This window comes from Marinobacter sp. ATCH36 (assembly GCF_023555055.1).
Lineage (GTDB): Bacteria > Pseudomonadota > Gammaproteobacteria > Pseudomonadales > Oleiphilaceae > Marinobacter.
Map to the genome: position 1 here is coordinate 1,534,154 of NZ_JAMJPL010000001.1, position 11,408 is coordinate 1,545,561.

At 55.9% G+C, this 11,408-nt stretch carries 11 protein-coding genes; 8 read left to right on the forward strand and 3 right to left on the reverse strand.

Annotated features, from left to right (window positions below):
* Positions 1 to 370 precede the first annotated feature (370 nt).
* Both ybiA and M8010_RS07010 read left to right on the forward strand, forming a co-directional pair.
* Positions 371 to 850 carry a riboflavin biosynthesis intermediates N-glycosidase gene (ybiA, locus tag M8010_RS07005; protein ID WP_250089876.1) on the forward strand — a complete coding sequence of 160 codons (480 nt, stop codon included), beginning with the start codon at positions 371 to 373 and terminating at the stop codon, positions 848 to 850.
* A gap of 90 nt (positions 851 to 940) precedes the next feature.
* Complete coding sequence (locus M8010_RS07010; protein ID WP_250089877.1) at positions 941 to 2,224, forward strand: MFS transporter; 1,284 nt, start codon at positions 941 to 943, stop codon at positions 2,222 to 2,224.
* Between the two features lie 30 nt (positions 2,225 to 2,254).
* On the opposite strand, the gene M8010_RS07015 is transcribed toward M8010_RS07010, so the two are convergent.
* On the reverse strand, positions 2,255 to 2,563 hold the full coding sequence (locus M8010_RS07015; RefSeq protein WP_250089879.1) for a 2OG-Fe(II) oxygenase: 309 nt from the start codon (positions 2,561 to 2,563) through the stop codon (positions 2,255 to 2,257).
* Between the two features lie 105 nt (positions 2,564 to 2,668).
* Positions 2,669 to 3,976 (reverse strand): ATP-grasp domain-containing protein, encoded by a 1,308-nt coding sequence (locus M8010_RS07020; protein ID WP_250089880.1) that lies wholly within the window; start codon positions 3,974 to 3,976, stop codon positions 2,669 to 2,671.
* Positions 3,977 to 4,350: 374 nt separating this feature from the next.
* Between M8010_RS07020 and M8010_RS07025 the strand changes: the two genes are divergently transcribed.
* Positions 4,351 to 4,962 carry a class I SAM-dependent methyltransferase gene (locus M8010_RS07025; RefSeq protein WP_250089882.1) on the forward strand — a complete coding sequence of 204 codons (612 nt, stop codon included), beginning with the start codon at positions 4,351 to 4,353 and terminating at the stop codon, positions 4,960 to 4,962.
* 12 nt (positions 4,963 to 4,974) lie between these two features.
* Here the strand turns inward: M8010_RS07025 and M8010_RS07030 are convergent, their stop codons facing one another.
* Complete coding sequence (locus M8010_RS07030; protein ID WP_250089884.1) at positions 4,975 to 5,433, reverse strand: gamma-glutamylcyclotransferase family protein; 459 nt, start codon at positions 5,431 to 5,433, stop codon at positions 4,975 to 4,977.
* Between the two features lie 147 nt (positions 5,434 to 5,580).
* Between M8010_RS07030 and M8010_RS07035 the strand changes: the two genes are divergently transcribed.
* The 5 genes from M8010_RS07035 (at position 5,581) to M8010_RS07055 (ending at position 11,403) form a co-directional block, all read left to right on the forward strand.
* Complete coding sequence (locus tag M8010_RS07035; RefSeq protein ID WP_250089886.1) at positions 5,581 to 6,927, forward strand: S41 family peptidase; 1,347 nt, start codon at positions 5,581 to 5,583, stop codon at positions 6,925 to 6,927.
* A gap of 129 nt (positions 6,928 to 7,056) precedes the next feature.
* Positions 7,057 to 8,157, forward strand: a complete 1,101-nt coding sequence (locus M8010_RS07040; protein WP_250089888.1) for a histone deacetylase family protein — start codon at positions 7,057 to 7,059, stop codon at positions 8,155 to 8,157.
* Positions 8,158 to 8,225: 68 nt separating this feature from the next.
* Complete coding sequence (locus M8010_RS07045) at positions 8,226 to 8,426, forward strand: DUF1656 domain-containing protein (protein ID WP_250089890.1); 201 nt, start codon at positions 8,226 to 8,228, stop codon at positions 8,424 to 8,426.
* Positions 8,427 to 8,435: 9 nt separating this feature from the next.
* The gene (locus M8010_RS07050; protein WP_250089891.1) at positions 8,436 to 9,296 is read left to right on the forward strand and encodes an efflux RND transporter periplasmic adaptor subunit; all 861 of its coding nucleotides are present in this window, start codon (positions 8,436 to 8,438) and stop codon (positions 9,294 to 9,296) included.
* Positions 9,297 to 9,309: 13 nt separating this feature from the next.
* On the forward strand, positions 9,310 to 11,403 hold the full coding sequence (locus M8010_RS07055; RefSeq protein ID WP_250089892.1) for an FUSC family protein: 2,094 nt from the start codon (positions 9,310 to 9,312) through the stop codon (positions 11,401 to 11,403).
* Positions 11,404 to 11,408 lie beyond the last annotated feature (5 nt).

The following is an 11,408-nucleotide window of genomic DNA, read 5'->3' on the forward strand; positions in this document are numbered from 1 at the left end:
CAATACGGTGTCCCTAGCCGTCAGAGGTATTCAGACTTGTTTACCAACAATACGGTTTCTTCGGACCAAGTAAAACGCCGATGAGTACCTGAAGAACAGCGGACTGGATTACCCCATTGTTCGTAAAGCTGTTCCCGCCACCCGCCCTTCGAGAAAATCAAGAAAACCAGAGCCATCATCGCTAAACCCGTTTGTTGAAGGCAGCTTTTTCTAAGACACTAATGATGGGATTTTGTTACTTTCAGGGTTCCAGTTTATGCTCTGGCATCTGTTAAAGTGTTTATGTCGGTAGTATTTGTGCTGGTGTCAAGTAGTGCGCTGTTCCGGAATGAAATCCTGATCACTGTTACCTTTCCGAGGGATCTAAACCATGTCTCTTTTCCCGGCCGACAACGGCGAAAATGATCTGTTCATTTCACGAACCGATTCAGATAACCCATTGGGAACCCATGCATCCTTCAGCTTTGAGCTGGAAGGCAAAGTATGGCCCACAGTGGAACATTACTTCCAGAGTATGAAATTTACCGATGAAAACCGCCAGGAAAAAGTGCGGGTAGCGGCCACTCCCGCGCTGGCGGGAAAGCTGGGTCGCAAACGCCACAAAAGCCTGCGACGCGACTGGAAGCAGGTGCGTGAAACCGTCATGACGAGGGGGGTATACGTTCGCTGCCGCACCCACCCCGAACTGGCGGAGGAATTGCTCAACACCGGCGACCAGAAGATCGTGGAAAACAGCAATTTCGATTACTTCTGGGGGTGTGGCCGTGATCGTCGGGGCGAAAACCGTTATGGCAAAGTGCTGATGAATGTCCGGTCCAAGCTGCGAGAAGAGCAGGCGGAGAACCTCTGATCAGCAACCAGAAAATCCGGGGCAGATTTGAGTTCTGATTATCCGTTGGGCGGTGTCTGATATTCACGCGTTACTGATGGAGAAAGTATCGTGAAGTCTTTGTCGAGTACAGGGTTTGCTTTTTTTGGCGCCTCGCTGATTGCGATCAGTTATGGCCTTGCGCGCTTTGCCTTCGGCTTGTTCGTACCGCCCATCCGTGCCGAGCTGGATCTGACGCCCGATCTGATCGGTATCATCGGCGCCCTGCCACTCATCAGTTTCCTGCTGGCTACATCCATTGCGCCGATTGCAGCCGATCGCCTCGGTGCCCGCAATACGGCGGTTCTGTCCGGTGGTTTTGGTGCTGTCGGCCTGGCGCTTATCAGCCAGGCTTCTGGTTTCGTATCACTCGGGGTAGGGGTGTTTGCTTGCGGCATTTGCACTGGCCTGATGATGCCGGCGCTGACGGCCGCCATGCAGGTACTGGTCGACCGTTCCGTGCACGGGCGCGTCAGCTCGGTGATGAACGCGGGTACGAGCATCGGTGTCATGGTTGCCGTGCCTGCCGTGCTGTTTCTGGCGGGTATCTGGCGCTACGCGTACATGTCTTTTGCCGCTATGGCGGTCATCGGGCTGTTTGCCGCATGGTATTTCATTCCTTCGGTATCACGGGTTGCTCCGTCAAACGCAGCGCCGCCGCCTCCCATCACCGCGCTGCAGTGGTGGCGCCTGTTCAGGCTCTCGCTGTTTGCCTTTGTGATGGGATTTGTCTCTTCTGCTTACTGGATTTTTGCTCCCGATCTCGTCGTCACCCTCGGCGAGCTGCCGTCCGGGGAAACCGGGTGGCTTTGGCTGGCGGTCGGTATCGCCGGGCTGGGAGGTGCTGTGGTGGCTGACCTGGCCGATCGCAATAATCCGCCCATCACTCAGGCACTGATGCTGATGATGCTGGCCGCGAGCCTGGCATTGTTGGCTGCCAGTCCCGGCCAATTGGTGCTGGCGGCGTTTTCCGGGCTGGTCTTTGGCCTGGCCTATATGAGTTTGACGGGGCTTTATCTGATGACAGGTATCCGGCTCTTGCCGGGCCGACTGTCGATGGGCCCCGTATTGCCCTTCATGGCAGTCTCGCTCGGTCAGGCGGCCGGCTCACCCATTGTCGGTATGTTGGTTAACAACTTTGGTTACAGCAATGCGTTTGCCATTTTTTCCGCGATCGGCATCGTGGTGGCACTCCTGTCACCGCTGTATCCGCGCAACATTGAGCATGCGTCCGAGGAAGAGGCAGCGGAGGACACTGGCCTCCAGGCAGCATACGATTATCAGCTCCAGGACGAAGAGGGCGAGCCGTTCACTTACGACTCCGAAGAAACCTCTTCAGGTGGCACTAAGGACTAATGAGTGGCCAAGGATGGGAGTTTGTTACTTTCAGGCTCGGTTATTTGTCATCGCAAAACTCAGCAACCACCGGTTACCGCGCTCGATCTTTGAAACCCTGTGCTGATAGAGGTCCGGGCGAAACAGGTATAGCCGCCCGAACAGGTTGAAAATGTTCTTTTCGCAGATGAATTCGCCACCGGCTTTGGGCTTCACCAGAACGCAGTTGAACTTGTAAAGCTGGCCCTCGGAGATCATGTCCACGTGGGGTACAACCTTGTGGCCCTCGGGGTATCGAACCAGATATATGTTCAGGCGTTTGGACTTGAACAGAATCCGGGTTTTAACATTTGCAGGCATAGGGTGACCAGTTCTGGTATTTGTAATGCGCCGGAGGCAGCCTTTTCGCTACCTCCAGCTTACCTGTGTTATGGGACCAGAAACAATCGTTCCCTGAACGACAGGCTAGACATAGAAGTCCAGATCTTCCATGGATTTCAGCAAATCCCGCATCACGATCGGGTCCTCACCAAAGAAGAACACAAGTCCCCAGTGGGTACCGAAGGCTGAACGATCAGGAACCGTTTCCTCTGTCGGTGCCACCAGTTCGTGTGACTCGAAGTAGGGATGATCAACACACTCGGGAGGCATTTCCAGTTTGCTGACCACGCGACGGCGTGGATAAACACCGAAGCAGCCCGCGTAACCTTTCGCACCTTCGACTTCCTTGGGGAAGAAGGCAGCCACTTCCTCTTTTGTGCTCTTAGGGTCGAAAACCAGCATGGAAGCCTGGTAAGCACTGAATCCGTAGGCTCGTTCGATCAGCTCGAAGGCTTTGAAGCCCGGTGGGCGATAAGCGATTTCTCCAAAGTACATCTCGCCGTCTGCGGTGACGAAGTACTCGGGATGAATCAGACCGAACTTGATATCAAAGGTTTTGATCAACAGTTCAATCTGCTTGGTGATCGCATTTCGCCAGCTCTCGAGCTCCTTGGTAGCCGGCACAAACACCGAATACCCCAGGGTTACGTACTCGGAGATATTGAGGAACTGGATCTTGCCATCGTGAATCCAGGCTTCAACCGCAAATTCCCAGCCACTGAGATGGCTTTCCATCAGCAGCGGATATTCCTCGGCCGGAATCTGGTCAATTTCTTCCAGAGTGCGGATCATGCGATGACCCAGGCAGCCAGCCTTGTCGAAGGCCTTGACGTGAATCGGGTCATCCGGGTCACCGTCGAGCTTGAGCAGCGTCTGGTTAACACGCTTCATGAAGCGGACGATGTCTTCTTTCTCGTGAGCCTCCTCAAAGATGCCGACCCGAATACCGCCAAGCTGGGCACGGCGTTTCATCAGGGCCTTGTCGCGGAACAGAATCGACTGTCCGTACATCCGTGGACTGTCCATGAGGACGGAGTTGATGGCGCCTGACCATTCGACGGTTTCCTCGAACAGCGGTATAGCCACATCAACGCCTTCCGCTTTGAGCGTTTCTGCAATTTCAAGAGATCGGTCATTCAGCCGTATGAAATCCCAGGGGATAAACGGAATATTGTTGGCGGTGCAGAAATCTGCAGCCCATTCAGGCGCAACAACCACGTAACGACGGTTAAACTTCTGGGCCGCTTTGATGGCATTGACGCTCCAGCCAAGCAGGGCGATGTAGCCTTTGTTCGGATCCTTCGGTGTTTCTGTGCCACGAACGGAATCCAAAGTGGGGTCTTTCCAGGCTTCAATCTCTGGGGATAACTTGGCTTCTTGTGTAATCGACATAAGGTGTTCTCCTTGCTGATTAATCCTGGCAGCCGGCTATCAGGGTGGAGCACATTCGGTATTCCGTGCTGCTGCGTATTGCCGATTTTCGGGAGGGGTCGCAAGGACCGAAAAAATAGCGGTGCTCCGTAGTTGATAAAAATCTGTAACGAGCCGGCTGGGTGGTCCGGAACGCCCACATCCCCTCATCACTATAGTAGAGCTGGCCGTAAATATGAAAAATTGTAGAATAATTGAGAGCAGGTGTTGTGCGGGCCGAAAACTTCACCATGCCAGGCTGCGGGGAGCACCGTCGAATAGTGTTTGACGCCGGTGTTTACAGGCGGCACTGTTATAAAAATTGAAAATTCCGACTGCGATGGCGAGAGGACGTTATGGACGGAGAAAGTGGTGGCGCAAAGTCCGATTCAAACCGGAGAACGAGTCCAGCGGCCTTTTTTCTCGGTTTTTTGCGGGAGCCGGGTCAGGTCGGTTCGGTGATTCCCAGCTCGCGATTCCTGGAGCAGCGAATTGTCGATGCTTCAGACCTTGCCACTGCCCGGAGGGTAGTGGAGCTGGGGCCGGGCACCGGTGGGACCACGCGAACATTTTTGCAGCATCTTGGGCAGGATGCGCGCCTGCTCTCAATCGAGTTGAGCCCCTTTTTCCATGAGCTGCTGGATGAGATTGCGGATCCGCGTTTCACCAACCATCTGGGCAGTGCCGAGGAACTCGCTGACATTCTGGCGTTGCATGATATGGAGCAACCGGATGTGGTTATCTCTGGCATCCCGTTCTCAAAAATGCCGAAACCGGTGGCTACCCGTGTGGCGCAGGCAGTGAAAGATAACCTCGCCGAGGGGGGGCGTTTTATTGCCTATCAGTTCCGCCAGGATGTGGCACGGATAACCAATCCGATCATGGGCGCGCCAGCCGCCTGTGCGCTGGAAATGCTGAACATACCGCCGATGCGGGTCTATCGTTGGAGCAAGGTTGCGGCTGGCTGACCGGTGTCCCGATTAATCAGAAATCTCTTCTGAAAGTTCCACCAATATCGGGTCCATCAGCCGGTACACCCAGGCTGAACTGCCGTCGTCGAGTGTCAATTTAACTCGCTCATAGCGCACACCCAATCGTTCGTATCGGTCCAGCGCTCTGAGTTCCTCGGCATTCACCTTGATAACTTCGCCTTCGGTGACTGCTCCTGCAACCGGTTTGATGTCCAGTTTGTCCTTCCGGAAGCCTGGCAGCTTCGCGGGTTCACTATCCCCCGCGCGCCCTGTGACCAGCCAGCGTACCCAGGGTTTCGTGAGGGTGCCGAATACGAAGACCGAATAGGTGGTGTCTTCTTCTATGGTGGGCAGGTCTCCGGTCGGGTTATAACCGTAGGGACTGGCAAAGGTTAGCCAGAGGTAACCAGCCACCAGCGCAAAGAGAGTTGAGATCGTCGCCAGGGTATATCGGATTGATTTTCTCATCGAACTCTTTGCACTCTCCTCCGTATGACTGATTCACGTAATATGACCTCCTGTACGTCTTTTGTGAATAATTCGACCAATTATCTAGACACGAAACCCACGATCAGCAAATACTGAAGAGAATTGTGCAAGCTGGAACCTTGTGCCATGGCAAACACCGGCCAGATCGCTCATTCCTCTACCGTCACGGGCTTCGACCGCCTGCAGGGCGTCTGGCGGTCACGGGGCTATGGCAAGGTGCTGCTGATCGACGGTGATGAATACACCATCTTTGAAGAAACGGCCCTCAGTTGCCTGAAACTCCACGCCGGATCACTCGACGAGCTCGACCACAGTTACGAGAACCTTGAAGTATCTCCCAATCAGCAGGCGTTTAGCGCCCGCCGGGCTACAGGGGTAACGCGCATTGGCTTTCGTCGTCTTAAATCGCTGCCCGCAACAGCGGCGGAGGCCCGGGCCCGTGACAAGGATGATCCGGACTATAACTTCGAGGTTTTCTGGCACACCTTTGCTGAACATTACGCACTGTTTGCGCTCAAGGGTGTGGACTGGCACGAGATGTACCAACGATTTCGCCCCAGGATCACGTCGGGAAGCGACCCGGAGCTGCTGTACGCCACGCTGGCCGCCATGCTGCGCCCGCTGAGGGATGGCCATGTGCACCTCCACACTCCCTGGGGGCACTACAGCGCAGGTGCGCTGCCGGCACTCTACAAACGACTTGATGTCGAACTGGAGGACGCTGGGGAACACCGGGAAACTACCAGCTACCTGGGCGAGCTCAGGGACTGGTTGCGCGAAGTGATCCACGAGAATTATCTCGGCGGCCGGGTTCGTCACGGTGCCAATCACCTGGTGGAATGGGGGCGGCTGAATGAGACCACCGGTTACCTGAATATACGTGCCATGGCAGGTCAAAGTGGGAAAGTGGGACATCCGGCGAATGACCTGGCCGCCACTCACGTCGTGATGCAACAGGTGCTGTCTGAACTGGGCGGCCTGCCCAACCTGGCTGTGGATATAAGAGGCAACGGTGGCGGCTACGACGGCGTAGCCCTTTGCTTTGCCTCCTATCTGATGGATCGTAAACGCCTGGCTTTTACCAAGTCTGCCCGACACGGGGGAGGCTTCACGGGCCAACAGGCGGTGTGTGTCACTCCCGCGCCCCATGACACCTACGGCGGCAACCTCTTCGTATTGACCAGCGAGCTCACAGCCAGCGCGGCGGAAATCTTCGTCCTGGCGCTACTTCAGCACCCACACCTGACGCTGATTGGTGAACCTACTCTGGGTATCCTGTCTGATACCCTCGAACGTCACCTGCCCAACGGCTGGCATATGACCCTGTCGAACGAGGTTTACCGAGCGTTTGACGGTGAGACCTACGAAGATGTCGGTATCCCGCCGCACATTCGCCTACCTTTTCTTGGCCGTGTGGGCAGGGAATCGGGCAGGGATCCCATGCTTGACCGTGTGCTGAAGTTGGCACGCTGATACAGTCAACCCTGACGCAGCCAGAAGCAGATCTGGTCGGCATGGGCTATATTGATATGGCACGAAGCCCTGAACAACCGGCCCTGAGCCGGTACTTCATAAGATGCTCAAGGCAATAAGGAGGCCAGAGTGCTGGGCGATCGAACGGTGAATGTCTTTTATGATGATGTCATGCTGGGCCACGATCCCCAGGTGGATCTGCCTTTCGTTCCCAGCCGTGTGGAAAAACGCGTCAGACATATTCTGCAGGGTCTGGATTTCAAATGGAGCTATCCGGAACACCCGGGGCGACTGTCCGCGATTATGGAGTACCTGGAGCGCCACCCTGTTCCCGGTGTCCAGTTCAAGGTGGGGAGTGCTGCTACCTATAATCAGCTCGCCCGGGTACATACCACCTCCTACCTGGATCACTTTCTTTCACTGTTCGGCAAAAGTGCCTGGGTGGACTCGGATACCACCGCGGTCTCACCCGACAGTGTCAACGCTGCCCTGGCTGCTGCCGGAAACGCTATTGCGGCTGTGGAGAGCGTGGTTAACGGCGAGTGCCAGAGTGCGTTCGCGCTGGTGCGTCCTCCTGGTCATCACGCTGAGCCGGTCAGGGCAAGGGGCTTTTGCCTGCTGAATAACGTTGCCGTGGCCGCCGCCCATGCCCAGGCAAAACTGGGTTGTGAACGGGTACTGATCGTCGATTGGGATGCCCACCACGGTAATGGAACCCAGGATATTTTCTGGGCCGACCCGGATGTGCTCTTCTTCGATACCCATTGTGCCGCGCCTTTTTACCCCGGTTCTGGAGATCTGGAGGAAGTGGGCGCCGGATTCGGCGAGGGCTACACCATCAATGTCCCGCTCCCGGAGTCAGCCGGCGACATTGCCTTTGAAAAAGTGTACCGTGAAATATTGGTGCCGGCTGCCGCACACTTCAAGCCAGACCTGATTCTCGTCTCTGCGGGTTTCGATCCCCACCGCAATGACATGGCTATGAACCTGACCTACGACGGTTTCAGGGTCATCACCCGCATCATCCAGGATATCGCCGACCAGCACTGTAAGGGCAGGCTCGCGCTGGTACTGGAAGGCGGCTACAACCTGACTTCCCTCTCACAAGGCGTCCATGCCGTGCTGGAGGTGCTTGCCGGCGGAGAGGTGCCGGAGTTGCTGGAAACGGGTGTAAAGGAAGCCAACGAGGCCGCAGAATTCCACCGTTCCGCATTCAGCGATGATGACTGAAAGGGATTTTTATCAGCCGAATTGAACCATGATTGTCCACCACGTCATCACACAACGATAAGGGATGCATGCTTCACGAAGTCGGTTTTGGCGGTATGCTGTTCAGTCCATTATTGGTGCTTGTGCCGATGGCGTTTGTTCTGAGCGCTTTCACCCGGCTGGCGCTGCATCGTCTGGATCTGCGCCGCTACATCTGGAAAGAAGCATGGTTCGATGTCGCCGCGTTTGTGTGCTACCTGGCAATAATTGTGTATCTGTTCGGGGACTAGGGAAGGCTCATGGGAAAGCTACTGCGTGTTGGTATTACCTTGCTGGTGGTTGTGATCGCGGTTGTTGCCGGTAGCTGGGTCTGGAACCATTACCTGTATTCGCCCTGGACACGCGACGGAAGGATACGGGCAGATGTCATCACGATTGCGCCAGATGTTTCAGGCTGGGTGATGCAGGTGAGCGTGAAGAACAACCAGGCTGTAAACCAGGGAGATCCGCTGTTTACCATTGACGATACGCGTTATCAGGCAGTGCTTGCGAAAGCCAGGGCGAAAGTTGCAGAAAAACACAGTGCTCTGGAGCTGGCCAGCCATAGCTACCAGAGCCTAAAAGGGATCTCTGACACCCGGGCCATCAATGAGGAAGACCTGGAAACCTACCGCATTAATAGGGAGTCTGCCAGGGCCAGTCACGAACTAGCCATGGCTGAACTGGAGATGGCGCGTATTGATCTGGAGCGTACACAGGTGGTGGCGCCAGCAGACGGCACTATCAATAACCTCCATTTGCGCCAGGGCAATTATGTCAATAAAGGGACGGCCGTGTTGTCTCAGGTGAAAGCCGATTCGTTTTATGTTACCGGGTACTTTGAAGAGACCAAGCTGCAGTTGGTTCAGGCGGGGCAGCCCGCCCGGATGACACTGATGGGTGGCGACCGCAAGTTGACTGGCACGGTTGTCAGCATTGCCCGGGGGGTTGCCGATATCAACACCAGCAGCAATGACCAGATGCTTCCCCAGGTGCAACAGGCATTCAACTGGGTGCGGCTGGCCCAGCGGATTCCGGTGGATATCGCGCTGGACCCGGTGCCGGAGGATATTCATCTGAGTGCCGGGATGACGGTTTCGATTTACCTGGACTCTGAGTAGCGGGCTGGCGGATATGTCCCTCCATCCACTAGCGGTGCAACTCCTGACGCCCAACCGATACGCCGTAATCTTCGCCATTAAAGGTTTGGTCGCCATGGCGTTGGCGCTGTTCGTGTCGATGGCCCTGCAACTGGACCGTCCCTATTGGGCGATGGTTGCGGCGATTTTCTTGCAGATCCGCCCGGAAAGCGGACTGGTGATCGAGAAAGCGCTTTGCCTGATCGTGGGTTCGGCGGTCGGCGGCGGCTTTGGCATTCTGGTGCTTGCGTTCCTGACGGCGTATCCCCTTCTCGCACTGGGCTTGTTAACTCTGTGGATCGGCCTGAATTCCGCAGCCTCCTCCATGGTGCACAACCTCAACTATATCTACGCTTTCGCGATGGCGGGAATGACGGCCGGGCTGGTGGTCATTCTGGTGATGGCGGATGCCAGCACAACAAACAGTCAGGCGGTTTTTGCCATTGCCCAGGCCCGGATCAGCGAGATCGCTACCGGCGCAGTGTGCGCCATGCTGGTCAGCCAGTTGTTATGGCCGATAACCGTAAAAGAAGGCCTGCGTGTGAATGCCCGGAACGTGATCAATAAAACGTTGGCCTATCTCACGCTGGAGCTGGAGCCAGGAAGTTCCCACGAACAGCGCCATCAGCACGCGGATGAGATTCTCGAAACCCTGGTGGCGCTCAATGACGATTCCAGTGCTGCTGCCTACGAAGGCCCGGAAGGCTCCGGCCGGAGCAGGGCAGCCAATTTGTTGTGCAATAAGGTGATGTCATTGCTGGCGGTTACCCAGATTATGGGGCGCTTCCAGAGAAATCATGGTGACCTGGTGTCACCCGCGTTCAGTGAGGTGTTGAGCCAGATGCGGCAATACTTCAGCGAAATCGCACAAGCAGACAGCTATCAGGAAGGTTACCTGCTTGCCCATGTCCTGCGCAGATCCTTGCTGGAACGGCGGGCCGGGTTCAGGAATGAGTCCGCGATCGTGACGCGCTTGACCGGGACGGCACTGGAGCTGGTGAGTGATCTGGTGGTGGTATTGCGGGCCTATAACGCGCTGGAAAGCCGTGACCGGACGTTGCTCAAGACGCCCATGCTGGAAACCCATCGGGACCCATTAATCGGGCTGATCAACGGGTTTCGCACGGCTGTAATATTTGTAATCGGAGCGATCATCTGGATCCAGACGTCAAGCTCGGCGGCCCTGATGATCATGATCATGCCTGTGGTGTTTTCCGTGATGTTTGCCCGTTTCTCGCTGGCTGAGCTGACGCTGATTCTGCGTCGGGTGCTGATTGGTGCCACGGTGGCTATTCCCGTCGCCCTGATCTTTGGGCTGGGCTTGTTATCCCGTGCCAGTGGCAATTTCGAACTCCTGATTATGGTTCTCGCCGGCCCCTATTTCTTCGGCTTGCTTGCCCTTGCCAATCGTCCCACGCTGCCTTACGGGCTTGGCTTCTGTATTCCGTTCACCATTATCACTCAGCCCAGCAACAGCATGACGTTCAATGCCGAAAGCGCGGTGAATATTGCGCTGGGCCTGTTTGTGGGACTCAGTATTCTCTATTGGGTCTTCAAACTCATTACCCCGCCCGACAGCCGGTTTATGCAGCGCCGCCTGCTGAGATCAACGGCCCGTGATCTGACCGCAATCGACAATCACGAAAATCCGGAAAACTGGTTCAACGGTCGTATGGGGGAGCGCCTGTTGCGACTGGCCAATTATGACCAGAGTTCCGGGAGCCGCGATCGTTATATGACAGACCTGGGGTTCACCGGGCTTAATCTCGGGCACGTGTCCATTCGCCTGCGCAAGTTGATTCAGGACCATCGCAGTCCCGCGGTTGATTTGCTTTTGAGGGAGTGGCAGCGGACCCTGGCCGAAACCTACCTGTCAAGCGCCAAGGGTGCAGTGAATCCGGCATTCCGGAAGGTGAGCGCCAGGCTGCTTGAGGCGATTCATGCCCAAAGGGAGCCGGATCAGAAAACAATTATCGTCGAAGGCATGTTTGAGCGGCTGGCACTGACAATGGAGCGAACCGCCAGAACAGTGGCTGAGGCGACAGATCAGCCGACGTTACCCTCTGCCGTGCCTGAATCGCTGGTTTGAGGCAT